Raw genomic sequence first — 25,590 nt, 5'->3', positions numbered from 1 at the left:
TGAATCCGTTTCAGAGATTGGGAGTAAAAATTTCAAATTGGTGGAGAGGCGAACCACAGAACGACGGAGGGAAAATGACATTGAACTCACCGTCGTTCCTTGAGCGAATAGGACTGAAAAGAAAAGGGAAACCGACATCAGAGGTCACATATTTCACATGTCTCAAGATGCTGTCAGAAACCCTTGCAAAAATGCCTATCAAATATTATCAGAAAACGGACAAGGGAATCATTGAGGCAGAGGCGACAGATACATCAAAACTGCTCTCAAAAAGACCGAATCCGTTCATGACACCAACAACATTTTGGAACACGGTTGAAATCAACCGCAACCATTACGGAAACGGCTATGTGTATATGAGAAAGAAGTTTGACCGAAAGAAATTCGGCGGTGAAATAAAAATCGTTGATTTGTGGGTCATGCAGTCAAATTGTGTGCAGATAGTCGTTGATGATGCAGGGATATTCGCAGGAGTGGGGCGTTTGTGGTACGTCTACACAGACCCGACATCCGGTCGTCAATATGTGTTTAGTACAGACGAGGTGATGCATTTCAAGACATCATTCAGCTTTGACGGAATCACAGGACTACCAGTGCAAGTCAAATGTTTCAACAGGTTGGGAGAACATGAAAACCACCGTCACCACAAAAATGACGGAATGGAAAAATAATACATCGAATAAATTGACAGAAATCAAATCCGGATTTTCCTCAAAGGTTTCGGAGATAAAAACGAAATGGTCGACGGATTTCACGAACATAAAGGACAAGGCAACCTCACTCATGGAGACAGCAAAGTCCAATGTTTCAACGAAACTCAATAATATGAAATCTGCATACAGTGAAAAAGGCGGGGGAATCAAGGGAATCGTGTCTGCTACGTTCACAGGCGTAAAGGACACAATGAACTCTCTCATGAGTACGGCGAACACTCTGACAGGCGGGAAACTTGACAGCATCAAATCGGCGTTCTCAAGCAAATTAGAGAGTGCAAAATCGACCGCATCGTCTGCGATGGAGAGCATCAAATCATCGTTCTCCTCAAAGATGGAATCCGCACACGGAGCGGTGACAGGTGCATTGTCAAGAATCAAATCGGCGTTCAATTTCAAATGGTCATTGCCACATTTGAACTTGCCACACATCAGCGTGTCCGGAGGCGTTGCACCGTTCGGAATTGGAGGAAAAGGTTCGCTCCCGTCATTCTCGATTCAGTGGTACAAATCCGGTGGTATTATGACAAATCCGACCGTGTTCGGAATCAACGGCAACAGCCTCATGGTAGGAGGCGAGGCGGGTGACGAGGCAATCTTGCCACTTGCAGAGTTTTACGCGAAACTCAATACAATACTTGACAGAAAGATACAAACAATCAATCAGAATATCAATGCAACAGTGGAGGTACACACATATATCGACAGCGAGGAGGTCGCAAATGTGACCACTGACAAGGTGAGTGACAATCTAGCGATAGCACACAAAAAGAGGAGGTAAGGAATGAAAATAGATAGCACAGACATTCGAGAATTTGATGCAAAACAGTTATCGGTCGAGTTTACACCTCCTCAAACAACCGTGACAGTGGACATGTTCGAGGGTGCTTTGATTCCGTCAGAATCAGAGACATATACACCACTGTCCGGAATCACGGTTGAGGTGCTTTTCAGAGGCAAAGACAGAGATGAAGTCATGACACATATTAGCGACTTCAATGCACTCCTGCAAAAAGGTGTTGTTTTGACACTTGACGGATATCGGAGAAAATTCAAGGGATTTATGACAGCGAATGCACCGGAAAAGACAATCTCAAAAGAGAGATACAAGTCATCGTTCAAGTTCACGGGGTACTGGTTTAGCGACGATGTGACAATCTCGTGGCAGGAGAAAAATGAAATAATTTTCGAGACAAAAGGAAACAGGTGGACACCATGCAGATTGACAATCACAGCACTGGAATACATCGAGACAATGAAAATCAACGGTCTTTCGGATGAAATAACAATAAAGACAATTCCGAGAGGTGCGACAGTCGTGATTGATGGAGAGACCGGATTCGTAACAATGGATGGCGAAAACAAATTCAAAGATGTGGAAATGTTTGAATTTCCGTATCTGAAAACCGGAAAGGATAAAGAACATCACATCATTTTTTCGGATAAAAATGCAATCGTAACAATTCAATACAAACCTATGTGGTTATAGGAGGCGGTCAGATGGATTTGTACAATGATTCACACGAAAAGGTGTGTATTTTATCCGGAATAAAAGAAACGTGCATCACAAGCACTCTCAAGACTGGAGATAAGGAAATCACATTCGAGTTCCGAAAGACAAACAGGTATGCGACGGACATCAAAGAGGAGGGATATATCAGAACCGACACGGACGAATTTGTTATCAAGCAGGTCGAGCCGAGCGGGGAATGGTACAAATGCACCGGAACATTGAACGTCGAGGAACTGGAGGGCAAACAATATCCGCAGGGATTCGAGACTGTGGAAAAGACGGTCGATGAATGTCTAACAGAGGCAATCGACGGAACTGGATGGAAAGTCATCCGGTGCGATGTTTCCAAAAAGAGAACAATCCGGATAGAGCAGAACTGTTCTGCATGGGATGTCGCTCAACAGGCAATTACAACGTATAGATGCGAGATGGTGTTCGATTCTCTGAACAAGGGAATTTCGGTATATGAGAAATACGGAGAGGACAGAGGAGCATATTTCATTGAACGTCTGAACCTCAAGCGGTTGCAGGTGCAGTCAAACTCATACGACTTTGCAACAAGGCTCATTCCGATAGGGAAAGATGGATTGATGCTGAATATCGACGGGAAAAATTATGTTGAGAATCACCAGTATTCAAAGAAAGTGAAAACGATGACGTGGAAAGATGAAAGATACACGGATGCGGAATCACTGAAAGAGGATGCGGAGGCGAAACTGGACGAACTTTCCAAACCATACAGGTCGTACACAGCAGAAATCATCAATCTTGTTGAGACAAAGAAATGTCTGACAGCGACCGAGGAGGCAAACAAAATCATCATCAGTCAGTCCGGTCTTGATGCGATACTGGCAGCAGTCAAAGACTATTATGAACGCATCAGAGAACTTGAGACGGACATCAACATCAATGTGGATGGAGGAACACCAAAATCAACCGACCTCCTGCTTGTCAAGGGAGGAACACCGTTCACGACCGATTATGACAAGTACATCGCAGGAACGTCACACACAATTTGAGAAAGAGGTGAAAAAGAATGGCAACAGCAACAATCACTCTGAAAAAGGGAACGACCGCAGAGTGGACGGAGAGCAAGAGGGTTCTCGATGATGGAGAACTGGGTCTCGAAACCACGACAAGCGGTCACAGAATCATCCGAATCGGTAACGGTTCGACCGAGTTCATGAGCCTCCCTGTCGCATTTGACATCGAGGAGGTCAGAGAAATCAAGACCGGAATGGACGAAGATGCAAAAACGTACTATGACGACATGGTCAAAAAGGGAACGGAGTTGCTTGCAGAAATGAAAGCACTGGCAACGACTGTCGAACTGGAGGACGATGCGACGCAAATCAAGTATCGAATGGGTATCTCAAACGGTACGTTGTATTTTGAGGAAATCACAAAGGAGGCAAGTGAATAATGGCAGCAGGTGACAGAATATTCATGGCGAAAGAATCCACGTCGCAGGAGATTCTTTCCAACACAAAGAAAATTATCGAGGACGCAAAAGCAAAACCGAAAAGATACGGAATGAGAATCAACCTCCTCGACAGCAATCCGGCAACCCGTGTCAAATATCTTTATGATGCGGTTGGAATGACACCCGCAGGAATGAATTTCGCAGGAGGCGGGTTCGATTATGGAGACTGGGGAGATATTTGGTTCGTAAAGAAAAACCGTCCGGTCATGGTAAGAACTGACGGAACGGTTGACTATGAACTGAATCATGAAAACCATGCTCTCAAGCTGAACGGAGGAGCATCGGACATCACAAAAACATCATACGGTGGAAATGCAATGTCCGAGATTCCTCTGATTTGGGTCAAGAGATGGACACAGAACAATTATCATTTTGTTGTGTTCTGTGAGGAGCAGTACGATGACACATACAAAGCATACGCACACACCGACGCAGACGGAAATGTCCTGCCTGTGACATATTTCCCGATGTACGAGGGTTCGGTTGTCAACAACAGGATGCGTTCACTCTCCGGTCTCACACCGACAGCGTCCATGACAGACGAGCAGGAGACGACCGCAGCAAAGCAGAACGGCGACAGATGGGATAAACAGTCATTTTCTGAAATCAACCTCATGTATGAAATGTGTACGATGATTACATGTAGCACCAACTCACAAGGCAAGTTTGGAAACGGAAACAGTCAGTCCGACAATTTCTTGCAGACCGGAACACTCAACGGAAAAGGACAGTTTTTCGGTTATACATCGACCACACAGTCAGTCAAAGTATTTTACTGCGAGAACTTCTTTGCGAACTACTGGAAACGTTTGAGAGGTCTGCTGCTTATCAACGGAGTGTATCATGTGAAAGCAGTTCCTCCGTACAACTCAACAGGTGCGGGGTACACAAACACAGGACTGACACCGTCCGGAACATCCGGAGGCTACTGTTCAAGAATGGAAATGGCATCCGACATCGGAAGAATCCCGACCGTTGCATCCGGAAGTGAGACCACATACGAATGTGATGGGTTATGGTTCAACAATACGATTGTTGCAGTTGCCCTGTTCGGTGGCTACCGTGGCCACGGGTCGAAGTGCGGTTTGTCGTACTGGTTTGTGGGCAACCCTGCGACGTACGTGTCCACGCACATCGTGGCGAGCCTTTCTTGTAAACCGCCTGTTGCTGCTGCGTAAGCAGCGAGGGGGAACGGGGGAGATACTCCCCCGCAATAAAAAGGGAGGTTCGGAGGGTTTACCCTCCGAGGTGTCCGGTATGACAAGGATTTTCCACGATGATGGAAACGGGAGGCACATCCGACACAAACAGAAAAAATTGTGATAGAATCTCCGACATGACAAAAAGATGACCTTGACATGACAGGGGAATCGGTGTGCGTCCTTGCCCTGTTCGGTGGCAACCGTGGCAACGGGTCGAAGTGCGGTTTGTCGTACTGGAATGTGAACAACCCTGCGACGAACGTGAACACGAACATCGTGGCGAGCCAATCTTATCAAATTATGGAGCATTTAACCAAAAGCATACCTTTTTCCTACACCGCAGGGTGTTGAAATACACCTAACCAGTGGAAATGATACCGATGCAGGCAGGGTCGAGTAAGAATATCAGAAAGACCTTGAGGTGATAAGAAAGATGGGAAAGAAATCCGTCAATAACCTGTACAAGCCTATGTTAGAACATAGCAATGTTGAGCAAAAATTTCATAAAGCAGCAAAGGGCAAGACAGAGCGTCCGGACGTTGCGGTGATATTAGAGCCGACCAACATTCAGAGACATGTCAAGAACGTCGTCGAGCAACTTGAGAACACTGCACCGGAGGGGTACGACATACCACATCCGGAAAAGGCATGGAAACCATCAAGACACGGAAAAGTCTGCATCAACGAGGGAACAAGCAGGAAAGTGAGAATGATTGAGAAACCTCGATACAATTATGAGCAGGTGATTCATCACATTGTCGTCTCTGCGTGTTATGACATTTTCATGAAAGGGATGTATGAGTTCTCATGTGGGAGCGTACCGAACAGGGGTGCTCATTATGGGAAAAAGTACATCGAGAGGTGGATTCAGCGAGACAAAAAGAACTGCAAATATGTTCTCAAGATGGATATTCGACACTTTTTCGAGAGTGTTGACCATGATGTCTTGAAAGCGTGGCTCAAGAAGAAAATCAGAGACGAGAGAATGTTGTACATCCTCGAACTGATAATTGATGGGAGCGAGGTCGGGTTGCCTTTAGGGTTTTACACGTCGCAGTGGTTGTCAAATTTCATGTTGCAGCCTCTCGACCATTTCATCAAAGAGCAGTTGAAAGCGGTGCATTATATCCGGTATATGGATGATATGGTGGTGTTCGGAAAGAACAAAAAGGAACTCCACAGGATGCAGCAGGAGATTGAGAGATTCTTGAGAGAAAAGTTCAACTTGCAGATGAAAGGAAACTGGCAGGTGTTCCGGTTCGATTACACAGAGAAAAAGACCGGAAAGAGAAAAGGGAGACCACTCGATTTCATGGGATTCCAGTTCTATCACGACAAGACGATTCTGCGGGAAAGCATCATGTTGAGTTGCACACGGAAAGTCAACCGTGTCGCAAAGAAAGAGAAAATCACATGGTACGATGCAACCGCAATTCTGTCATACATGGGTTACTTGAGCAATACAGACACATACGACATGTACCTGCAAAGGGTCAAGCCTTATGTGAATGTTAAGAAATTAAAGAAAATAGTTAGCAAACATTCAAAGCGAAAGGAGCGAGAAAAACATGAAAGAATGGAGAGAAGTGTTCGGAACGGAGGCAGAACAGCCGGAGGAGTTCGACACAACAGCGTCACCGACAACGGTATATCAGAGACGCAATATCAAGAAAGCAACGAAAGAGGATGCAGACGGAAAGAAAATCACCGGATGGCAGCGAGAGGAGCGTGAGATGTCACGGGAGGAATATGACAGATTGACGCTCATGCAGGAGGTTGTTGCATCCAACACAACAGGAATCGTTGAATCCGTGACACAGTTTCAGAAAGATGCAGTCATTGACGAATACACACAGCAGTTGATTGAGGAGGGGTTGATTTAGTATGAAAATGCTTGTTGAAAGTCTCAAAAGAATGTACAAAAAAGGCACTCTCACAAAGGAACAGATTTCCGAGCGTGTCTCAAAGGGTAGTATTTCAGTGGATGAATATGAATACATCACAGGGGAGGCATACTCTGGCGGTGGTGCAGAATGAGTCCGCTTGAAATAATATCACGATTGTGTGATGTGACGGAAACTCTATCCGCAATCGTGAAAAAGCAGCAAACAATCATTGAACAGTCGAAAATCGAGGAGGCGGTCAGAGTGGAACTCCGGCAGGAGGTAGAGGAGACAGACAGGGAGATGGATGTTCTCGAATACCACATGCGGAAATACTGCGACACCGACGACCTCGAGGCGACAGAGTTCGGAAAGGAGAACGCCGTTGACGATTGAATTATCCCTGTTGCTCTCCGGAGTATCTGTTGCATTTGCAATCTTTTTCGGAATCTGTTCCAAGCAGAGAAATGAGAAAAAGGACACACAGGAAGATGCAGAACAGAGAGCAACAACCGACACAATGGTGATGGTGAAACTTGAGAACATTGCAGATGACCTCAAAGACATCAAGCGGGAATCGAGAGAGAACCGTGAGGAGATGAAAACATTGAGAGAGCGTGTTGTCATAGTGGAACAGTCACTCAAGAGTTATCACAAGAGACTGGACGGAGAACAACATTCCGACCGATAACAGGAGGGCAGGGAACAGGCAAGAATCAACCTCACAGAAAAGAGGCAATACATGAGAATGACAGAACAGGAACGACGCATCAGAATCCGGCATCTGAAAAGAATGTACCGGATAAGGGAGCGAAAAGAGAGACATGACAAAAAGGTGTCCGGTCTGTTCATGAAACGTGTTGTATTCACTTTGATTCTTGCAGCATTTATCTTTACAGTCGTGATGATATTTGTGTTTTTGCGGATGGGTTCAGAACCGTCGACACTGATTGAGAATGTATTCCGTTTTCTATCAGTCGAGGGCGGGGCGATGGCACTCATTAAGTCCGTGAAAACGGTCAAGGGAACAAAGTCAAACGGAGAAATACAACACAATGACGAGCCGGAGCAGAATGACGAGGAGGTACAAGGATGAAATACATCGTCGAGAATTGGTTTGTGATTGTGGGTCTGATTGCGGTATTAACAGCGGGAGGATATGCAGTATATGTTTTCGTGAAAATGCCGTCAGACAAGCAGTTGAACAAAGTTAGAGAATGGCTGCTCTATGCAGTCACAAAAGCAGAAAAGGAACTGGGAGGCGGTACAGGTCAAATCAAACTGCGATATGTATATGATATGTTCGTCGCACGGTTCACATGGCTTGTGAGAGTGATTTCGTTCGAGGCTTTTTCGATGATGGTCGACGAGGCACTTGAGAGAATGAAAAAGATGCTTGAGAGCAACAAAGCGATGCAGACGCTTGTGAGCGGTGAGGCAGGTGAAACGGTTGAAAAGGATATGTGATTTCGCAACCGGAAACATGCAAACAATCATGTTGATATATGCAATCGGTGCGGTCATCGTTTGGGTGGCGGTCAATATTTTCTTTTGGAAACTCTCTTTTGACATCGACAAAGAGATTCGGGAGGAAATGAGAGAGTACGGAGATTGCTATTCCGACACAGACGAGGCGAGGTTCGGAAAATGGGTGGCGAGAGTGACCGGATTCATTATTTCGATACCTGCTGCGTTGATGTGGTGGGGTACACCTCTAATCGTTGGAGGATTGATACTATATGACACGATACAAGAAAAGAATCCGGAATTATGCGGATTCACAGCAGAAGAATTTGACAAGGAGGAAAACAAATGATTTCAAATTGTGGACATGACGAAAACGGAAGATACTCCGGAGGAAAAGCCGGAGACCAAACAGGTACAGAGTGGCGGGTAATAAATTGGTATAACAGACCGTGGAAATGTGTTCTCCGTCATCCGAATGCGGATGTGAGAGCGATGATTGCAAGCATGGCAAAGGCAGCAGCAAACAACAACCTCATAGGATATGACCAGTCACAGAGGGGTACATTTTGGACGAACCTTGCAGATTCCAACTACGACCCTGCACAGATTACAGTCGCATGTGAGGCAGACTGTTCATCCGGTGTCGCTGCAATCGTAAAGGGAGCAGGTTACAGACTGGGAATTGACGCACTGAAAAAGGTGAGTACGGCTTGTTATACTGGAAACCTGCGGGCAGCACTCAAGGCAGCAGGATTCGAGGTGCTGACAGAAAGCAAATATCTGACATCGGATGCATATTTATTTGCGGGAGACATTCTCCTCAACGACAACGCTCACGTTGCGACAAATCTGACAACAGGTTCAAAAGCGTCCGGAACATCAGCACCGAGCAAAAGCATCAATGAAGTAGCGAAAGAGGTCATCAACGGAAAGTGGGGAAATGGTAGCGACAGAACAAACCGCCTCGCAGCAGCGGGATATGATGCAAAGGCAGTTCAGAACGAAGTCAACAGAATTTTGAAAGGGAATGCAACGACACCGAGCAAAAGCATCAATGAAGTAGCGAAAGAGGTCATCAACGGAAAGTGGGGAAATGGTAGCGACAGAACAAACCGCCTCGCAGCAGCGGGATATGATGCAAAGGCAGTTCAGAACGAAGTCAATAGAATTTTGAGATAGCAGGAGGAATAAACATGTTATACTATTTAGGCAAAGGAACAGAGTTCAAGAAAGAGGACTGCAAAGAGTACAAGAAACTTGATGCAGCATTAAGGGCAGCAGCAAAGGACGAGAGCCTCGTTGTTTGGGATGAAACCGGAAAGGTCATCGGTTCGCTCACGGATGATGTTCCGGAGGGAGCGTTACAGACAAATCCGGACGGCAGTGTCAACACATACGATGCGGACGGAAACAAGACCGGAACAGTAGACGCAGAGACACTCAAGGAAATGACAACGGTCAATGACGATGTGAGCGAACTTGCAACCGGAGACAATGAGCAGGAAACATCGCAGAAGAACGCAGAGGACGACGAGAACGCCTCAAATGAGGATAAGGCGACAAATCCACCGACCGAACAGGAAAACGGCGAAAATGGGGCGAATACAGAGCCGGACAAGGCGACAGAGGAGCAGCAGGAGGACAAGGTCATCATTCCGCAGGGCAAAATGAGGGTGACAGTCATTTGTGACGGTTCACTCAATATCAGACGTTCGGCAGAATGTGGCAATGACAACATCTGCGGTCGTGCTATCAGAGGACAGTCATATTATGTGAAAGAGATTCATGTTGTGGACGGAAAGAAGATGGTCAGAACAATCGGCGACCTTTACCTCTCCGGAGAATCGGAGCATGTACAATTCGAGCAGTTATAAGAGAATACAGACAAAAAAAGAGGACGGCATCCGGAAACGGGTGTCGTCCTTGTGCTATAATGGATTTATGAACGTGCTTGAATTTTGGCAATCAACGCATCCTGCAAAACTTTTGAATAGTTGATACCGTAATTTTCACATGCAGTATTGAGCCATGCAGGAATACTCAAAGTTTTCTTGACTGCCTTGTCATTGTACGCACGGGCGTATTCGTCGAGGTTGACACAAATCAAATTGACAAGTGCTGCATCCTCGTCCTTTTCGACTGCATCAAGAGGGGTCGGAGCGGGAAGAACATCACCATCACGCAAGGATGTGAATAAATACTGACCGCAAGCCTCTTGAGCCATTGCGAAAGCGTCCGCAAGGTTATCTCCGTAAGTTGCTAAATCATTGAGGTCGGGGAAAATAACTGAATATTTCCCGTCGTCCTCCGGATAAAAAACAGCAGGATAAATATAATTCATGATAACGCTCCTTTCTTTAATGGGTGGCAGGTCTCATTTGAGACCCGCCTGTTTGAGTATGGAGTTGACAACCCTTTGAGGAATGTCGCCTCGATGATTTGGGATTGTAACTTTTCCCGTTTTGGTTGGGTGTTTGTATTGGTGATGTGAACCTCTCACATCTACCAACTCCCATCCGTCATTGAGGACTATTTTTTCAATTTCTCGAAATCTCATTTGTATTGTTTCCTCCTTACAAGTATATAATAACACGTATTTTACGTAATGTCAATAAAAATATACGTAAAATACGTAAAAAATAACAGAGATTTTCATACTACTAAATTGAACCTACCGACAGGCAACCTTGACAGTAAAACAAGCAGTGATGTCATTGGCTTACTCAAACGAACCAGTGTGGAATTTCATCAAACGATCGTTATGATTACTCATAATGATGATATTGCCCGTCTTGCAGACCGCATCATACGGATTGAGGACGGAAAAATAACCGGAGGTATGGAACTATGATTTGGCCTTTTGAAAATGATACCGGTGCTATAATCAAAAATATGGCACAAAAAAGTATAGCTTTTGATAAGAAGAAAAATTTGTTCTGTATTTCTGCGATTGTTGTTGCCGTTGCAATGATTATGATGTCTTTGCTGACAGTTCAAAATATTATTCATCAGAACCAAAATGAGGTTTCAGGATTACATCAGGGAATTTTCTTTGATATTACGCAAAAAGACAAAGAAAATTTGTCGTCTGAAGAAGGCGTTCAAAGTATAGGTCTTTCTTGTAACATTAAAACAGTTGAACAAAATTCCAAAGAGTTGTCATTGATTTACTATGATGACACGATGTTCAATTTAATACCAGATTTTGAGGGAAAATATCCAGAACAATCAAACGAAATTGCGGTTACAGATGCCTTTTTTGAAGGTGAAAATGTCCCTGCCAAAATCAATACTACAATCCAGTTAAATTTAGACGGGACCGTAAAAAAATATACGATTGTTGGCATATATCATGACCAAGATGCTTCTGCTTACCCTGTTTTTGTTTCTTTCGCAAAATGCCAGGAGTTAAGGGGAAATGATTTACTGAATGGATATGTGTGGCTTGAGAATGCCGATACCTTTACCAAAGACGAAGCAGAGGAACTATTATCCCAAATTTCGGAAAACACAGGATTAAAAGATTGGACAGTCAGCAGCTATTATGATTATGTCAACGCGGGGCTTTCGGTTAGTAATTATGCGGCATATATTGTGCTTGCAGGAATTCTTTTTTTAGCTGCTGCACTTGTAATTTACAGTATTTTTTACATTTCGGTTGGTCAAAAGGTTGCTGAGTTCGGACAATTACGAACCATAGGAGCAAGTAAAAAGCAGATTTATAAAATAGTGCTTAAACAAGGCTATATTCTTGCTTCTCCGGGCATTTTAATTGGTAGCATAGTGGGAACGATTATCAGCTATTGCTTGCAATCAAAAGGATGGTCTGTATTTGCCTTTGCTGTTTCTTTGTGTGGAGCAAGCCTTTTTGGAATACTTCTTGTATATATCAGTGTTCGTAAGCCAGCAAGAATTGCTGCCAATGTATCTCCGATAGCCGCCTTGAAAAATCAGGTAGAAACGATCAATTATCGTAGTCATAAAAGACATCGTATTACACCTGCATATTTAGCTAAAATCAGCTTTTTTAGGAATCGCAAAAAATCAGTATTGACGATACTTTCAATGGGGCTATGCGGAATTATTTTCTTTTTTGCAGCGAGTTATCAAAGTTCTTTTAATGCAGAAAGTATGGCTCGTTACTGGGATATACGACATGGGGATTTCAAAATCAGTGTAGATTTAGAAAATGATAGTGAGAATTTAGATGCAGTATTACGCAAAGAATATTTTTCTGATCTAAATAGAAACATTGCTACTATGGATGGTGTTCGTAATGTGTTTACCTACGCTACATTACCAGCTGAATTTTCAACAAGCAATGATGTTGCTGATGAAACCTTGTTGATGGGATACAATGAAAAAGATATGGATTCCTTAACCACAGCTATTGTATCGGGGAATATAACAGAAAACACGGAGTTAATTGTAAGTGATCCTGATCGTGTCTATGATGTTTACCATTGGAAACCTCAAATTGGGAATACTGTGACCTTTAATTTCAAAAATAATAGTGGTAAAACAATAACAAAAACATTCAAAATTGGTGCAATCACCTCCAGTAATGATGGAATGGGTGGCTATATTTTTAGGATGCCCGAAAAAATGATGCATGAACTTGTTGGTTACGATTGCACTTATGCGATAGAAGTACAGACTGAGCCTGAAAGCATACAGGAAGCGGAGAATAAAATTCGTTCTTTAATTGCTGGGAACGATGAAGTTAGCTTACAGACCCTTCAAGATTTTACAAAAGAACATCAAGAAGATAACCAAGCTGGTTTTACCTTAGCCTATATCATTTCGGCTATTCTATGGGTGTTTGCAGTAATCAATCAAATTAATCTCACTGTTACAAACCTATTATCGCAGAAACAAGAAATGGGAACCCTAAAATCTATTGGTATGACAAACAAACAGTTAGAACAGTCTTTTATGATAGAAGGGCTTTTCAATACTGGAATTTCACTTTTCATGACTATTATTATTGGAATACCTGGAGGATATATGATCGGTACTTTTCTTGAAAAAGCAGGAATGTCTACAGGATTTGTATTTCCAACCAGAGCCTTTTTACTATTTGTTACTGTAATGTTACTACTCGAAGTTTTGATGACTATATTACTTATTCACTCGTGGAAGAAGCAGTCCGTCATTGAAATAATGAGAAATTGATTATAGTAGTCTGCAATAAAGTGTATCAGAATATTGAATAACATTCTGCCGGGCGACGGCAAAAGAAAAAAAGCCGTCGCACAGCAGACACATTTCCATGCGCCTATGAAGCGGCGGCTTTGAAAAGATCAGAGCCGCCGTTTCTTTTTGATTTTCGGATCGATGCTCATGCAATCAGGAGGGCGGTATTTAGGAGGATACCGCCATGTCAATTTTCGTTATTCATAGTACCCATGAGCTGCACCAATTAAAAAAAGCCTTGCCCCTCCTCCGGGGAGGTATGACTACCTATCGGCATTATCATTCCTACTAAAGCAGAATAATAGGTGTTTTTGTCGCGCCGGTTTCCCATTGCAGGGAGCTGGCGCTTTTTATTGTCGATTTTTCGGGAAGGCTCCCGAAGTATGTCGCTGCCGATCCCCGCCTCCTTTCTATTCACTCGTCAATCGCCCGTGAATTGAAATGGAGGTACATAATGAAGAAAGTCAATCTTAAGGACTTATATCCCGATGTTTACAAAAACGATCACTTTGTAGAAGTAACCGAAGATGTGCTGGAGACGATTCGAGCCGCTGAGCGTGTAGAGGCTGCCTATGACCGGAGGATGTATCGCTATAAGGCGCACTACTCCCTGGACTGCGACAACGGCATTGAAAATGCGATCCTGCTGAAGCCCCAGACGCCGGAAATGCTCCTGGAAGAAAAGCAGCTGCGGGAACAGCTCTATGCCGCTGTGATGGCTCTGCCGGAGAAGCAGGCTAAGCGAATCTATGCCCGGTATTACCTGGGTATGCGTGTGAGCGAAATAGCAGTAGCGGAGGGTGTAGACCCAAGCCGTGTCCGTGACAGCATCCGGCGCGGTCTGAAGCAGCTGGCAAAGTATTTTTGAAAAAGTTTCGTTTGGTGCGCTCGTTTTTTGCTCTTTTTGTCAGAGTTAATAGAAGGACAAGTTTTCCACCTTCAACAGCACTTTGACAATTTCATAGACAGCATAACAGGTACATAACCCGTGTACGAGCGAGTGTGGAACGCCGCGAAGATGGAGCAGCTAGGGAGGTGATGAACAAAGCTGTTTCGGAGCGATCTACGATTTCACAAAGCGGATGGTGGCAGATTCGGCGCGAGGACTGCACGGGGGCTTAAAGATACTTCCTCACGGCCTCCTAAAGACTTGGGGGGAACCCTGCGGCGCACGAGTAAAACGACGCTGCGGAGTTATGACAACCGCGCCAGCGGAGACCTGTTATTATACCGGTCAATAGGCTTGATTATGCCGATTTTTGTAAGGGGTTGAAAGGGATGAAAAGTCAGCAGACTTTAATCAACTAGATTATCACAGGCAGGCTGGGAATCGTGCTGTCTTTTTCGATGTTGGCAAGATACCGCCATTCAATCCCAACCAATTCTGCCAATGTTTTTCGTGTCAGACGATTTGCCTCTCGTGCGGCTTTGACATCTGCACCGAAGGTTTCAAAACCGGGACAATCTTCAACTTTCGCCATATAACATCACCCGGTTACATTGTATAATTCATACTTTGCCCGTGGAATGTTACTATATGCAGGTTAGTTGAAGTTTATAATTCATATATAAAAGACCAGCGCCACTCAAAGTTGCTGGTCTTTCCGAATAATGATTTATTGTTGATTCTTTTTTAATGAAGCAATCCATGCTTGGATTGCTTCCACCAGTACATACTGCTGACGCAAAACAGCCATACCTCTTGAACCTCCGTTTCTCTGGCTTTCTTGAGCCCTTCGGCTGTGGCCTCCATGACAACAAGCTCTTTCTCATTCATCGAGCTTAAAAGCACATCAATGTGCTTTCTGCAACTGTTCTCTCCACGCTGACCTTCTGTATAGAAAAACTGATCTACGGAAATGTCGAACAGGGTGACGAGTTTGAAAAACAGGTTGAAGCTGGGGTGCTGGCCTTTGTTCTCGATGTTCATAATGGTGCGGTCAGTCTTGCCGACCAGCTTCGCCACATAGGCTTGCGTCCAGCCCTTTTCCTCTCTGGCCTGTTTCAAAGCGAGCCCGAGCCCATGAAAGTCAAACCTTCTTTCATCTTGGTTCATTCTCATATCACCCTATATCATTGTACATTTCGGGTTGGATTATGAGAATGTAATATGATTGTTACTGTTCACACACCACTGTCCCGCGAGGTGTTTTGGCATGAATATGCCAAAATCCCGAGACATACAAGCCAAAATTCCATTGCCGCAGGCAATCTGGAATGAATTTTGGCTACGTTACTGTGAACGGAGTGAACAGTGGAGAGTATTAATCGAGAACTTAACAATACTGAAAAAGAACATTGCAAAAAGGTAACTATGAAAATTTTAATCGGAGTTATTGCATTTGCCATCTGTTGTACAGTTGGTTTAATACAGGATATGCTTTCTTTGATTGCATTGACTACCTTTATAATTTTAATTTCTCAGTATGTTGGTATTTTGAAATATAAAATTGAAAATAGTAAGAATAAGCGGAGATGATAAAATTATTATTTCCGCTTTTTTATTACATAGAAAGAAGGGAGAAGATTACTTTTTGAATATTAGATTATTTATATAAAAACGTCCAATGGATTTCAATCCGTAAGGACGTTTTTTATATATTACGAAAACTTTTTATAGAGTTTTTCTTTTAAACCCGAACAATGAGAAGTTCTCAATCGGGATAAGGGGGAAAGGGAAAAAGACCTTTGCTCATATCTTGTGGTCGGGAAGGAGGTGAACTCTATGGAGCAATCTTCTTCCTATGATGAAAAAACAGTCAGGCATCAATTTGATCGAAAATGTAAATTAGCATTGAAAGGCGAAGTGGTGGATTATGAAAGACATTTGGCATATCTTAGAAAACATGAAGTTTTGTTTTCAGAATTATCGGAACGGGAAATAGAGAATTTTTCTATAATCAATGAGTATGCATTGGAAAAAAGCTATTTTCGTGCAGGCGGTTATGATGTGGTGGTAAAAGATGCTCTTTTGGCAGAAGCATTGAAAGCACTGACGGAAAGAAAACGGGATGTTATTCTTTTGTCGTATTTTATGGAAATGAATGATGCTGATATAGCAAGAAAATTGAATCTTGTCAGAAGTACGGTACATGAGCATCGAACACGATCACTTGAAATACTAAAGGCTATGCTGGAGGAAAATGTAAATGAAAACAGAAGAAAAAAGTGTAAGTAATAAAAAATTGATACCGCTTTGCGTGATTGAAAGAGCATTGGAAGGTGATATCCAGGCGATAAATAAAGTATTGAAACATTATGAGGGATACATTGCAAAATTATCAATTAGAAAAATGTATGACGAATATGGAAGTATTCATTATTGTGTGGATGAAACGCTTCGCAGACGCTTGGAAACAAAACTGATAAAAACAATTCTGGGATTTAAAATGGTTCGCTAAATAATGTATAAGAGCATCCCTTTCTGCTGATAAGAATATTTAGCGTTGCTTGTACCTTGACAATTTAATATTTATCCTGCAGGACATATGAAACAGAGAAGCTATACAGCGGATACGCCAGGACTGTCTGCATTATTACTTTGCGACATCGTGACGCAAAGAGGAAATGTTGTAAACGAAGAAATATCAAAGGGATATTGAAGTAAAGGCACGAGCGATAAATATTGGACTGTGATCAGAAAGTGGGATTTTTGCTGCGAAGAGACTGTTTCTGATAATGATACTTCCGGGAAGGCTGCCCGGTCTGAAAAGATGGTGAAATACCAATGAAGCTGTTACCCGACAGCTACCTGCAGGATTATCTATAAAATAAATAAGGGAGGGAAAATGAACAGTACAAAATTATTAAGATATAGTATGCAGCTATCCATGCTAAAGCAACTTAGAACATTAAAACTTATCAATGAAAATGAATATCGCTTAATAGAGAAAAAACTAAAAAAAGATTATGGTGTAATTTCCAATATTACTGCTTGACTAGCACAGAGTTGCGTTGTAGAATAATATCAACACTACGATAGGAATACATAAGAAAGGATCGGTGAAATGGAAGTTGAAATCATTAAAGCGAATAGTTCTGGTGAAGATATTTCTAATGGAAGAAGGATTGACAGATTAAGAGTTGCCGCATATTGTCGTGTTAGTACTGATGATGAAGATCAGATTAAAAGCTATAATTCAATGGTCAGGTATTATACTGATTTGATTAAAAGTAATAAACAGTGGGTATTTGCCGGAGTCTTTGCAGATAAAGCTATCACAGGAACGAAAACAGATAAACGTGAAGAATTTCAGTTACTGATTCAGGAATGCCTTTCAGGAAATATTGATATGGTAATTGCAAAGAGTATTCCACGATTTGCAAGAAATACTTTAGACACATTAAAATATGTAAGAATGCTAAGAGAAAGGAATATAGCAGTATATTTTGAGGTTGAAAAAATTAATACCTTAAAGGATGGCGAATTTTTACTGACTATTTTAAGTTCTGTTGCACAGCAAGAGGTGGAAAATACATCTGCATATGTAAAAAAAGGCTTAAAGATGAAAATGAAACGAGGAGAACTCGTTGGATTTCAGGGATGCTTAGGTTATGATTATGATGTGGTGACTAAATCGCTTTCTGTTAATGAAGAAGGTGCGGAAACGGTTCGATACATATTTGATAGATATGTTGCAGGAGCTGGAAGTACGATGATTGCAAGGGAATTAAACGAACAGGGAATACCAACCATTAGGGGAAATCCATGGACCTCTTCCAGTGTGATGGGAATTATTAATAATGAAAAATATAAAGGAGATATTTTATTAGGAAAGACTTTTACAGTAGATCCAATATCAAAGAGAAGGTTGGAAAATCTTGGTGAAGAAGATAGGTTTTATATAAAGAACCATCATGAAGCAATTATATCAGAGGAAACTTTTGCAAGAGCCCAGGAAATACGAGAACGTCGTAATGGAGGACGTAAAAAGGGAGTTGCTCCTGGGAAAAGAGAAAAATTCAGTAGACAGTATGCATTTAGCTGTATGTTGGAGTGTGGATTTTGTGGTGCGAATTTATCAAGGCGAAGGTGGCATAGCAGCTCAAAATATACAAAAACTATTTGGCAATGCGTGGAATCAACGAAGCATGGTAAAAGGTTTTGCCCAGACAGTAAAGGAATTCCAGAGCAGGTTATAGAGGATGCTTTTATTGAATCTTACCGCATGTTATGTATGGATCATAAAGACGTGTTGGAGGAATTTATTAAGAGAGTTGAGAAAACTTTATTGGAAGATTCGATAGAAGATAAAATTGAAAAGCTTAATAGAAGCGTTTATAATATTCAATATAAGAGAAAAAAGTTGCTGGAAAATTATTTAGAAGGTGTTGTAGCTAAAGACATTTATGAGGAAACAGATATGGGATATGAAAAGAAATTGTCTGAAGCAAAATCACAGCTGAGTATGTTGGAACAGCAATATGACAATGAGGGAAGCTTACAAAGAAGACTTGCAGATTTTAAGAAGGCATTGTCAAAAAATCAAGTTTTAGAAGAATTTGACAGAGGAATATTTGAAAGTACCATCGAAAAAGTTATTGTCGGTGGTTACGATGAAAATGGAGAGAAAGATCCCTATAAAATTATTTTCATATATAAAACAGGATTCAAAAATGAAATTGGAAACGCAAAAGAACGATTTGGGAAGAAATCAAAAGCAGTAGAAACAGCGAAAGAAATGTGTTCCCATATCGCAGACGAGGTAAAGAATGTGTGTTCCTATGCTAGTGACAACACATGTGGAGACGGTTGTTCTTTTGTCCCAACTGAAACAAAAGCCGGATGATTACATTAATGTCACGATTGAACTTGATGATATGGATATAACATCTGCAGAGACTAAGGCTACATATGATGAGATAAAGAAGTATGTGGCTGAACATAATGCCGGCATGAAGGTTTCCAATCTGTATATCTCACAGGTAAAGAGAAAATGCGGAATTGAGGTTGGAAAGAATTATAATTTACCTAAAAATGAAGATAGCAGGCAACCGCAGTGTCCAGAAGATAAAGAGAGTGCAATTGTGGAGGCATTGAAGCATTTTAAGATGAATAGTTAATAAAGAGAGGTGCAGATGCTATGCCAAGTATACTCGTGGTTGAAGATGATGAAAATTTAAATCGTGGAATTACAGTCTCACTGAAAAAATCCGGATATGAGGTTTTTTCAGCAGAATCAGTGAAAAAAGCGAAAAGAATTGCAAGTGATAATAATGTGGATGTTACCATTTGTGATGTGAATCTTCCGGATGGGAATGGACTGGAATTTGTAAGGTGGATGAGATGCAATTATAATACATACATTATTTGTCTTACAGCACTAGATCAGGAGATGGATCAGGTCATGGGATATGAAGCAGGGGCAGATGATTATATTACAAAGCCGTTTAGTCTTTCGGTACTTCTTTTGAAAATAGAAGCACATTTCCGCCGCAGACAGGAGAAAACGGAAGCCGGAAAGATGATTTCGGGAGATATCGTATTTATCGCAGGAGAAATGAAAGTCCTGATAAAGAGTCGTGAAATCAGTCTGACAAAAACGGAGTTGAAAATGCTGACTTTTTTTCTTCAGAATCCAAAACAGATTCTTTCAAAAACACAAATATTGGAAAATGTGTTTGATCTGGAAGGGGATTTTGTGGATGAAAATACAATCGCTGTCAATATCAGAAGACTCCGTGAGAAAATCGAAGACAATCCGGCTGCACCGGTCTATATAAAGAATATCAGAGGTCTTGGGTATATATGGAATCATGAGGTAAGGCAGTGACAAAGAGATATCGCAAGAAGATTACAGTAGTACTCTCCTTGGTATTACCTGTCATATTATTGTTTGCAATATTAAATTGCTTTACCACGTATGTGTTTTATGAAGATTATAAATATAAAATGAATCTTATGACAGAGATTGCTGCAAAGGAAGAATTTTCCGGGCTGGATGCTGTTTCGGAATTGCTTAAGGATAAGGATATTGAAACTAACGAACAGGGAAGGCGATTATTGGAGCAATATGGATACTGGGGGAATAAAGGGAATGCATTTTATTCGCAATTCCGGCATCAGGTTATGGTGACCGGTGCTGTAAGCACTGTGATATGCGTGCTTCTTTTGACTTTTTTACTTTATTGGAAGAAAAAAGAAGATGCGTGTCATCAGAAAATTTTAGACCAGTTGGAAGAAATTCTGATCAGATTCCGTGAAAATAAATTTGATGATTTACTGAAAACGGAAAATCATGCAGAACTGGAAAAATTGAATGACCAGCTTGAAGCAATCGGACATCATATTCAGTTGATAAAGGAAGAAGCAAGGGCAGAAAAGGAGAACACGAAAGAAATGGTTTCTGATATTTCTCACCAGTTAAAGACACCGGTTGCAGCTTTGGATACATGTTTTAGTGTGCTGATGCAGAATGACTTAAGTGCCACAGAACAGGAGGAGTTTTGTATCCGTTGTCGGAGTGCTCTGGATGGACTGGAGACATTATTGCAGTCGCTTCTTGAAATATCCAAGATGGAAACTGGACTGATTCAGATTAATAAGAAAAAACTTCCACTTATGGATACTGTCATATCTGCTGTGAACCGCACTTATCCTAAAGCGGATGAGAAAGAAATTGAATTCGTTTTTGACTATGAAAAAGAGCTGGAAACATGCACGATTATGCAGGATAAAAGGTGGCTTGGTGAAGCTGTGATCAACGTTCTGGATAATGCGGTCAAGTACAGTCCGTGTGGTTCAAAAATATTTATCCGGTTACAAAAAAGAAACGATCTTGTAAGAATGGAAATTGAGGATCAGGGAATTGGTATTCCGCAGAATGAGTATCACAAAATTTTTCAACGATTTTACAGAGGAAGTTCCAAGGAGGTCATGGAAAAGAGTGGTACAGGAATCGGACTTTTTCTATCGAGAGAAATTATCGAAAAACACGCAGGTACGATTACGGTAACCTCCGGCAAAAAGAAAAAAGGAAGCAAGTTTGTGATTCAATTACCATATGTTGGTTAAATTTTAAGTGAGCAGAAATCTTACAATTCTGTAAGACTTCTGCTCGTTTTTTGAAAGTGAAATGAAAGATTGCCCTGATACAATTTGGATGTAGGATGAAAAGGAGGCAACACATGAGTGTGATATTAGAAACCAAGCAGCTTTGTAAGTTTTATGGCGCAGGTGAGAATCAGGTCAAAGCGGTCAATCAGGTGGACATTCAGATTGAACAGGGAGAATTTGTCGCAATTGTTGGAAAGTCAGGTTCCGGTAAAAGTACATTACTTCATATGCTTGGAGGGCTAGACACCCCGACAAAAGGCAGTGTTACTTTAGCAGGGAAAGATTTATACAGGATGAAGGAAGATGCCCTTGCTGTTTTCCGCAGAAGAAAAATCGGATTTGTTTTTCAGGCATTTAATCTGGTTTCATCTGTTAATGTCTGGGAAAATATTGTACTGCCACTGGGGCTGGATGGAAGAAAAGTGGATGAAGCGTATGTAAATGATATTATTGCAACTCTGGGGATTGAAAACCGGATTTATAATCTGCCAAATCAGTTATCCGGAGGACAGCAGCAGAGAGTAGCAATTGCAAGAGCACTGGTGAATCGTCCGGAAATTATATTTGCAGATGAGCCGACAGGAAATCTTGATTCTAAGACCAGTGATGAGGTAATCGCTCTGCTTAAGATGACAGCAAAAAAATATGGACAGACAATTGTAATGATTACCCATGATGACGAAATTGCACAGGTCGCTGACCGTATTCTGGTGATTGAGGACGGACAGGTGGTGGATTTCAGATGAAGACAATAAGCAGGATTGCATATAGCAATGACAAAAGGAACAGGACAAGAAGTATACTGATCATGATGGCAATTTGTCTGACCACGATGCTGCTTGTTATCATCAGTACTGTGGGAAATGGGGTAATTCATTTACAGAAAAGTCAGGCGGCAGGATCATATGGAAGCAATTATGGTCTGTTTGTTTCCGCAGACGGATCGCAGTTAAAAGAAGTAAACCGCCGTGCGGAAATAGATGCTACAGGCACTATGTGCACCGAAGGTATCATAAAAGGCAATGAAAAAGGCGGGTTTGTCTGCATGGATGAGACTGCAAGAAAAATGCTTCCTTATAATAAAGAATATGAGTTGAAGGAAGGAAAGTATCCGGAAAAAATGCAGGAAATTGCCGCAGGAAGAGCATTTTTTCGTGCAATGGGGTATGGTGATGTAAAGATCGGAGATACGGTTACACTGGATTACCGCGCAGGAATGCAGTCAGAATATAAGCCGGAAGAATTTGTTGTCAGCGGAATCCTATATGATCGGGATGAGTATACCATCGAGGCATCTTATGTTGCTTTCGGGTCACAGGAGTTTTATGATGAGCATGTCGCAGAGAATGACAGACAGTATAATATTTATTTTACTTTAAATGATTCTGCAAATGTATCTATGAATAATATTGATTCGGTTATAAAGCAGATTGCAGCAGCTTGTGGGATCGAAGAAAAAAACGTTATAGTCAATGATCTCTATTTGCAATGGGTCTTGCAGCCGAGTTATGAAACGATTGCGGTATGCGGGGTTTTGATTCTTGCAATTGTACTTTTCTCTGTTGTGGTCATTTATAATATTTTTCAGGTCGGTATTGCCAACAAGATACAGGAGTATGGAAAAATCAAGGCTCTGGGAGCGACAAAAAAGCAGATGAAACAACTGATCTTCAGAGAGGGTATGTTTTTGACAATTTCTTCAATACCAGTTGGATTGCTTCTTGGTTTTCTGATTGCAAAATGCGGTTTTAACTGGCTGGTAGAACAGGGAAACTTTGTATCAACCGGAACTGGCTCTATGGGAGTCCAAAATCAGCAGATGCCACTGTTTTCCCTGCCTGTTATGCTTCTATGTATTTTCGTGTCATTTTTTACCGTTGCTTTGGCGCTGCGTAAACCAATGAAAATTGTTTCACGGATTTCACCTATCGAAGCAACACGGTATTTAGAAAATGCAGAAACACACAAAAAAGGAAAACGAAATGGCAGAAAAAATGTCACCGTGTTTTCTATGGCAATGGCAAATATAACGGGTAATCCAAAAAGAACCATTGGTACCATCCTCACACTGGGGCTTTCCTGCGCATTGTTTGTGATTATCTCTAATTATGTAGGAAATATTGATACGGAGCATGAAGCACGTCTTTCCGTTAATCATGGACAATTTGAACTGCAGCTTGACTATTCTGCTGAGTACGATGAAAGATATCCGGAGAATAATCTGGATACGATTCTGACGGATAATCCATTGAATGATTCAATGATTGAAGAAATCAAAAGCATTCCAGGAGTGACAGATGTCATGACGAGAGAGATTGTCTCTGTAAATCTGAACGGAACAAGATTTCCGGCTGATATTGTGAGTAAAAATGATTTTGATTTTATGCGCCAAGACGGGGATATTGGCTCTATGGACTATGATCAGGCGGTAAAGAATGGTGAAATTTTCTTTGGTTGGTTGATGTGGATGGAACAAGATGGATATGCTCCGGGTGAATCCATTGCATTTGACTTTGAGAATGGAAGTGAAACCTATACCTATCAGGGAAAGATTGCAGGATCCTTTGTAAGCGCGGACACTTATCTTGTCATTCCGGAAGGTGTATACCGTTCCATGAATCCGAGGGGAACAGCCTATGGCTATTTGTGGGTGGACTGTGATAAAAAAGATGTTGCATCTGTGGAACAGAGTCTGAATACTTTGATTTCTAATACTTCGCATATAAAAATGGATACCTATCATGCACAGTTACAATCTGCAGAATTCACAGCTCGCATGATGAAGCTTGGCTGTTATCTGTTTATGGCGGTTGTAGGACTCATCGGTTTTATGAATATGGCAAACACCATAATCATGAATATTACGACAAAAAAGCAGGAATATGGTGTATTACAGGCTGTGGGTATGACAAATAAACAATTAAATTTATGTCTGCAGTTACAGGGAATGATGTTTACGGTTGGTACCATATGCGTAGCTTTGATCATTGGTCTGCCGCTCGGCTATGCACTTTTTTCCTATGCAAAACATAATGGAATATTTGGAATGAATATCTATCATGTTCCAATCGTACCAATTTTTATTATGATTTTTTTGGTCGGTCTGTTGCAGATTGTACTTTCCTGCGTTTTAAGCAGTAATCTGAAAAAGGAAACGCTGGTAGAAAGAATAAGGTATCAGGGATAGCAAGTAATATGTAATGAACTAGGTCTTAACGAAGAGGAGAAATAGATAACTTCCATTTTGTATGTATGATAAATCTAAACAGTATTTTAGCAACATTTCCTGAGTGGGGGCAGAAAGTGCCCCCACTTTCACTATTTGGGGGCGAAAAGCGCCACCATATATCATAAATGATGGGTTCAAGGGAAAAATCCCTTGCTAGAACAGCATTTGGATTCAGTAGCTGTAAATCCTTTTTTTCCCATTTTTTATACAGAGATATTCTTTTTCTGTTTTATACTGCCATGTTCCGTTTTCATTCAGTGGACGGACGGTAAGCAGAATGTGTGCATGAGGATTGTGTCCATCTGTATCGTGAATAGCAAAGTCAGCACACATGCCCATATCCACAAAATTCTTTTGAATAAAATTTTGAAGAAGAGAAATATTACTGTCCTTATCTAATTCAATGGGAAGTGCGACAACAAATTCCCTTGTCAGTCGGCTGTCTTTTGTTTTTTCTGCAGCTTCCACAGCATTCCAGAGTTGTTCACGGTCTTTCCATTCTGGTGGAGCCATCGGTGGGAGCAATACTTCCTGATAAATGAGACCATGCTTTCTGGTCTAGTACTATAGTTTCGGATAACTGACAGTGGCATATTTCTGGTGATGAATATGAAAAGAAAGTAGCACCACTGCCAGTGAGAAATAACTATTGAGTTATACTCTGTTGTTTCAATTCTGGTTCAAATCAGGATTGCTTAGCAGGATTTTCTTCGCCTCTTTCAAATTGGCGGAAGCGTTGTCCTGACGGATATTCCGGTTATTGATACGGACAGGAATACATCTCTCCAGAATGCGGTCATAAATTCGTTTGTGTGCGATATCAGCGGCGTTATTCAGCTCTGATAAAG

At 41.7% G+C, this 25,590-nt stretch carries 28 protein-coding genes and 5 pseudogenes; 28 read left to right on the top strand and 5 right to left on the bottom strand.

All coding sequences use genetic code 11. The features are described from left to right. Window positions 1-74: 74 nt before the first annotated feature. The 16 genes from G5B06_RS11560 (at window position 75) to G5B06_RS11485 (ending at window position 10,135) form a co-directional block, all read left to right on the top strand. Window positions 75-671 (top strand): phage portal protein, encoded by a 597-nt coding sequence (locus G5B06_RS11560; RefSeq protein ID WP_244094556.1) that lies wholly within the window; start codon window positions 75-77, stop codon window positions 669-671. Continuing rightward, entirely contained in the window at window positions 628-1,494 is an 867-nt protein-coding gene (locus G5B06_RS11555; RefSeq protein WP_173772083.1) for a phage tail tape measure protein, read from the top strand. Before G5B06_RS11560 ends, G5B06_RS11555 begins: the two co-directional genes overlap by 44 nt. 3 nt (window positions 1,495-1,497) lie before the next feature. After that, a complete protein-coding gene (locus G5B06_RS11550) occupies window positions 1,498-2,202 on the top strand; it encodes a phage distal tail protein (RefSeq protein ID WP_148871902.1) in 705 nt (234 codons plus the stop codon). A gap of 11 nt (window positions 2,203-2,213) precedes the next feature. Next, window positions 2,214-3,245: a phage tail spike protein gene (locus tag G5B06_RS11545; protein WP_244094555.1), complete on the top strand. Its 1,032-nt coding sequence runs from the start codon at window positions 2,214-2,216 to the stop codon at window positions 3,243-3,245. Between the two features lie 17 nt (window positions 3,246-3,262). After that, window positions 3,263-3,649 carry a hypothetical protein gene (locus G5B06_RS11540; protein WP_055062296.1) on the top strand — a complete coding sequence of 129 codons (387 nt, stop codon included), beginning with the start codon at window positions 3,263-3,265 and terminating at the stop codon, window positions 3,647-3,649. Beyond that, on the top strand, window positions 3,649-4,887 hold the full coding sequence (locus G5B06_RS11535) for a hypothetical protein (protein ID WP_173772081.1): 1,239 nt from the start codon (window positions 3,649-3,651) through the stop codon (window positions 4,885-4,887). Before G5B06_RS11540 ends, G5B06_RS11535 begins: the two co-directional genes overlap by 1 nt. A 457-nt stretch (window positions 4,888-5,344) precedes the next feature. Further along, window positions 5,345-6,643 (top strand): RNA-directed DNA polymerase, encoded by a 1,299-nt coding sequence (locus G5B06_RS11530; protein WP_100932003.1) that lies wholly within the window; start codon window positions 5,345-5,347, stop codon window positions 6,641-6,643. Window position 6,644: 1 nt separating this feature from the next. Next, entirely contained in the window at window positions 6,645-6,794 is a 150-nt protein-coding gene (locus G5B06_RS11525) for a hypothetical protein (protein ID WP_004605279.1), read from the top strand. Window position 6,795: 1 nt separating this feature from the next. Next, window positions 6,796-6,948: an XkdX family protein gene (locus G5B06_RS11520; protein ID WP_100932002.1), complete on the top strand. Its 153-nt coding sequence runs from the start codon at window positions 6,796-6,798 to the stop codon at window positions 6,946-6,948. After that, a complete protein-coding gene (locus G5B06_RS11515) occupies window positions 6,945-7,190 on the top strand; it encodes a hypothetical protein (RefSeq protein ID WP_100932001.1) in 246 nt (81 codons plus the stop codon). Before G5B06_RS11520 ends, G5B06_RS11515 begins: the two co-directional genes overlap by 4 nt. Continuing rightward, complete coding sequence (locus tag G5B06_RS11510; RefSeq protein WP_148871899.1) at window positions 7,180-7,485, top strand: hypothetical protein; 306 nt, start codon at window positions 7,180-7,182, stop codon at window positions 7,483-7,485. Before G5B06_RS11515 ends, G5B06_RS11510 begins: the two co-directional genes overlap by 11 nt. Before the next feature lie 51 nt (window positions 7,486-7,536). Beyond that, a complete protein-coding gene (locus G5B06_RS11505) occupies window positions 7,537-7,890 on the top strand; it encodes a hypothetical protein (protein ID WP_244094554.1) in 354 nt (117 codons plus the stop codon). After that, a complete protein-coding gene (locus tag G5B06_RS11500) occupies window positions 7,887-8,261 on the top strand; it encodes a hypothetical protein (protein ID WP_173772079.1) in 375 nt (124 codons plus the stop codon). Before G5B06_RS11505 ends, G5B06_RS11500 begins: the two co-directional genes overlap by 4 nt. Then, window positions 8,245-8,610, top strand: a complete 366-nt coding sequence (locus G5B06_RS11495; RefSeq protein ID WP_148871897.1) for a hypothetical protein — start codon at window positions 8,245-8,247, stop codon at window positions 8,608-8,610. Before G5B06_RS11500 ends, G5B06_RS11495 begins: the two co-directional genes overlap by 17 nt. Continuing rightward, a complete protein-coding gene (locus G5B06_RS19035) occupies window positions 8,607-9,440 on the top strand; it encodes a hypothetical protein (RefSeq protein ID WP_244094553.1) in 834 nt (277 codons plus the stop codon). The genes G5B06_RS11495 and G5B06_RS19035 overlap by 4 nt, the downstream gene beginning before the upstream one ends. A gap of 14 nt (window positions 9,441-9,454) precedes the next feature. Continuing rightward, window positions 9,455-10,135, top strand: a complete 681-nt coding sequence (locus G5B06_RS11485; protein ID WP_173772078.1) for a hypothetical protein — start codon at window positions 9,455-9,457, stop codon at window positions 10,133-10,135. A 65-nt stretch (window positions 10,136-10,200) separates the two neighbouring features. Here the strand turns inward: G5B06_RS11485 and G5B06_RS11480 are convergent, their stop codons facing one another. Together G5B06_RS11480 and G5B06_RS11475 are read right to left on the bottom strand one after the other, a co-directional pair. Further along, complete coding sequence (locus G5B06_RS11480) at window positions 10,201-10,602, bottom strand: type II toxin-antitoxin system HicB family antitoxin (protein WP_055055840.1); 402 nt, start codon at window positions 10,600-10,602, stop codon at window positions 10,201-10,203. A 33-nt stretch (window positions 10,603-10,635) separates the two neighbouring features. After that, window positions 10,636-10,818 carry a type II toxin-antitoxin system HicA family toxin gene (locus G5B06_RS11475; RefSeq protein WP_055055841.1) on the bottom strand — a complete coding sequence of 61 codons (183 nt, stop codon included), beginning with the start codon at window positions 10,816-10,818 and terminating at the stop codon, window positions 10,636-10,638. 117 nt (window positions 10,819-10,935) lie between these two features. Here G5B06_RS11475 and G5B06_RS11470 point away from each other — a divergent pair. The 3 genes and pseudogenes from G5B06_RS11470 to G5B06_RS11460 all read left to right on the top strand — a co-directional run. Further along, window positions 10,936-11,112, top strand: a pseudogene (locus G5B06_RS11470) (ABC transporter ATP-binding protein); the annotation flags it as partial. Next, on the top strand, window positions 11,109-13,436 hold the full coding sequence (locus tag G5B06_RS11465) for an ABC transporter permease (RefSeq protein ID WP_117944162.1): 2,328 nt from the start codon (window positions 11,109-11,111) through the stop codon (window positions 13,434-13,436). The pseudogene G5B06_RS11470 and the gene G5B06_RS11465, both read left to right, overlap by 4 nt. 475 nt (window positions 13,437-13,911) lie before the next feature. Then, entirely contained in the window at window positions 13,912-14,325 is a 414-nt protein-coding gene (locus tag G5B06_RS11460) for a sigma factor-like helix-turn-helix DNA-binding protein (RefSeq protein WP_055214144.1), read from the top strand. A gap of 439 nt (window positions 14,326-14,764) precedes the next feature. Here G5B06_RS11460 and G5B06_RS11455 read toward each other — a convergent pair. After that, a pseudogene (locus G5B06_RS11455) lies at window positions 14,765-14,938 on the bottom strand (helix-turn-helix domain-containing protein); the annotation flags it as partial. Window positions 14,939-15,156: 218 nt separating this feature from the next. Next, window positions 15,157-15,519, bottom strand: a pseudogene (locus G5B06_RS11450) (helix-turn-helix domain-containing protein); the annotation flags it as partial. A 663-nt stretch (window positions 15,520-16,182) separates the two neighbouring features. Between G5B06_RS11450 and G5B06_RS11445 the strand changes: the two are divergent. The 9 genes and pseudogenes from G5B06_RS11445 to G5B06_RS11405 all read left to right on the top strand — a co-directional run bounded on the left by G5B06_RS11445 (window position 16,183) and on the right by G5B06_RS11405 (window position 24,700). Then, a complete protein-coding gene (locus tag G5B06_RS11445) occupies window positions 16,183-16,635 on the top strand; it encodes a sigma factor-like helix-turn-helix DNA-binding protein (protein WP_117944160.1) in 453 nt (150 codons plus the stop codon). Next, a complete protein-coding gene (locus G5B06_RS11440) occupies window positions 16,607-16,858 on the top strand; it encodes a helix-turn-helix domain-containing protein (protein ID WP_117944159.1) in 252 nt (83 codons plus the stop codon). Before G5B06_RS11445 ends, G5B06_RS11440 begins: the two co-directional genes overlap by 29 nt. Before the next feature lie 387 nt (window positions 16,859-17,245). After that, complete coding sequence (locus tag G5B06_RS11435; protein ID WP_117944158.1) at window positions 17,246-17,395, top strand: SHOCT domain-containing protein; 150 nt, start codon at window positions 17,246-17,248, stop codon at window positions 17,393-17,395. 69 nt (window positions 17,396-17,464) lie between these two features. Beyond that, window positions 17,465-19,246: a recombinase family protein gene (locus G5B06_RS11430; RefSeq protein WP_173772077.1), complete on the top strand. Its 1,782-nt coding sequence runs from the start codon at window positions 17,465-17,467 to the stop codon at window positions 19,244-19,246. Further along, window positions 19,191-19,520 (top strand): annotated as a pseudogene (locus G5B06_RS11425) (23S rRNA (uracil(1939)-C(5))-methyltransferase RlmD); the annotation flags it as partial. The gene G5B06_RS11430 and the pseudogene G5B06_RS11425, both read left to right, overlap by 56 nt. A 20-nt stretch (window positions 19,521-19,540) precedes the next feature. Then, on the top strand, window positions 19,541-20,230 hold the full coding sequence (locus G5B06_RS11420) for a response regulator transcription factor (RefSeq protein ID WP_173772076.1): 690 nt from the start codon (window positions 19,541-19,543) through the stop codon (window positions 20,228-20,230). Next, the gene (locus tag G5B06_RS11415) at window positions 20,227-21,471 is read left to right on the top strand and encodes a sensor histidine kinase (RefSeq protein WP_173772075.1); all 1,245 of its coding nucleotides are present in this window, start codon (window positions 20,227-20,229) and stop codon (window positions 21,469-21,471) included. The genes G5B06_RS11420 and G5B06_RS11415 overlap by 4 nt, the downstream gene beginning before the upstream one ends. 113 nt (window positions 21,472-21,584) lie before the next feature. Next, window positions 21,585-22,259: an ABC transporter ATP-binding protein gene (locus tag G5B06_RS11410; RefSeq protein ID WP_006426335.1), complete on the top strand. Its 675-nt coding sequence runs from the start codon at window positions 21,585-21,587 to the stop codon at window positions 22,257-22,259. Further along, window positions 22,256-24,700 (top strand): ABC transporter permease, encoded by a 2,445-nt coding sequence (locus tag G5B06_RS11405; RefSeq protein WP_118609024.1) that lies wholly within the window; start codon window positions 22,256-22,258, stop codon window positions 24,698-24,700. Before G5B06_RS11410 ends, G5B06_RS11405 begins: the two co-directional genes overlap by 4 nt. A 185-nt stretch (window positions 24,701-24,885) precedes the next feature. Here the strand turns inward: G5B06_RS11405 and G5B06_RS11400 are convergent. Further along, window positions 24,886-25,300 (bottom strand): annotated as a pseudogene (locus G5B06_RS11400) (MobA/MobL family protein); the annotation flags it as partial. Between the last annotated feature and the right edge of the window lie 290 nt (window positions 25,301-25,590).

Source organism: Blautia luti, from assembly GCF_013304735.1.
Taxonomy (GTDB): Bacteria; Bacillota; Clostridia; order Lachnospirales; family Lachnospiraceae; genus Blautia_A.
Note: the sequence above shows the minus strand (reverse complement) of the source record. Positions and strands in the feature narration are given on the sequence as shown.

Coding starts and splice junctions, on each gene's coding strand:
- G5B06_RS11560 (WP_244094556.1), top strand. CDS start 75: ATGACATTGAACTCACCGTCGTTCCTTGAGCGAATAGGACTGAAAAGA.
- G5B06_RS11555 (WP_173772083.1), top strand. CDS start 628: ATGAAAACCACCGTCACCACAAAAATGACGGAATGGAAAAATAATACA.
- G5B06_RS11550 (WP_148871902.1), top strand. CDS start 1,498: ATGAAAATAGATAGCACAGACATTCGAGAATTTGATGCAAAACAGTTA.
- G5B06_RS11545 (WP_244094555.1), top strand. CDS start 2,214: ATGGATTTGTACAATGATTCACACGAAAAGGTGTGTATTTTATCCGGA.
- G5B06_RS11540 (WP_055062296.1), top strand. CDS start 3,263: ATGGCAACAGCAACAATCACTCTGAAAAAGGGAACGACCGCAGAGTGG.
- G5B06_RS11535 (WP_173772081.1), top strand. CDS start 3,649: ATGGCAGCAGGTGACAGAATATTCATGGCGAAAGAATCCACGTCGCAG.
- G5B06_RS11530 (WP_100932003.1), top strand. CDS start 5,345: ATGGGAAAGAAATCCGTCAATAACCTGTACAAGCCTATGTTAGAACAT.
- G5B06_RS11525 (WP_004605279.1), top strand. CDS start 6,645: ATGTCACGGGAGGAATATGACAGATTGACGCTCATGCAGGAGGTTGTT.
- G5B06_RS11520 (WP_100932002.1), top strand. CDS start 6,796: ATGAAAATGCTTGTTGAAAGTCTCAAAAGAATGTACAAAAAAGGCACT.
- G5B06_RS11515 (WP_100932001.1), top strand. CDS start 6,945: ATGAGTCCGCTTGAAATAATATCACGATTGTGTGATGTGACGGAAACT.
- G5B06_RS11505 (WP_244094554.1), top strand. CDS start 7,537: ATGAGAATGACAGAACAGGAACGACGCATCAGAATCCGGCATCTGAAA.
- G5B06_RS11500 (WP_173772079.1), top strand. CDS start 7,887: ATGAAATACATCGTCGAGAATTGGTTTGTGATTGTGGGTCTGATTGCG.
- G5B06_RS19035 (WP_244094553.1), top strand. CDS start 8,607: ATGATTTCAAATTGTGGACATGACGAAAACGGAAGATACTCCGGAGGA.
- G5B06_RS11485 (WP_173772078.1), top strand. CDS start 9,455: ATGTTATACTATTTAGGCAAAGGAACAGAGTTCAAGAAAGAGGACTGC.
- G5B06_RS11480 (WP_055055840.1), bottom strand. CDS start 10,602: ATGAATTATATTTATCCTGCTGTTTTTTATCCGGAGGACGACGGGAAA.
- G5B06_RS11475 (WP_055055841.1), bottom strand. CDS start 10,818: ATGAGATTTCGAGAAATTGAAAAAATAGTCCTCAATGACGGATGGGAG.
- G5B06_RS11465 (WP_117944162.1), top strand. CDS start 11,109: ATGATTTGGCCTTTTGAAAATGATACCGGTGCTATAATCAAAAATATG.
- G5B06_RS11460 (WP_055214144.1), top strand. CDS start 13,912: ATGAAGAAAGTCAATCTTAAGGACTTATATCCCGATGTTTACAAAAAC.
- G5B06_RS11445 (WP_117944160.1), top strand. CDS start 16,183: ATGGAGCAATCTTCTTCCTATGATGAAAAAACAGTCAGGCATCAATTT.
- G5B06_RS11440 (WP_117944159.1), top strand. CDS start 16,607: ATGAAAACAGAAGAAAAAAGTGTAAGTAATAAAAAATTGATACCGCTT.
- G5B06_RS11435 (WP_117944158.1), top strand. CDS start 17,246: ATGAACAGTACAAAATTATTAAGATATAGTATGCAGCTATCCATGCTA.
- G5B06_RS11430 (WP_173772077.1), top strand. CDS start 17,465: ATGGAAGTTGAAATCATTAAAGCGAATAGTTCTGGTGAAGATATTTCT.
- G5B06_RS11420 (WP_173772076.1), top strand. CDS start 19,541: ATGCCAAGTATACTCGTGGTTGAAGATGATGAAAATTTAAATCGTGGA.
- G5B06_RS11410 (WP_006426335.1), top strand. CDS start 21,585: ATGAGTGTGATATTAGAAACCAAGCAGCTTTGTAAGTTTTATGGCGCA.
- G5B06_RS11405 (WP_118609024.1), top strand. CDS start 22,256: ATGAAGACAATAAGCAGGATTGCATATAGCAATGACAAAAGGAACAGG.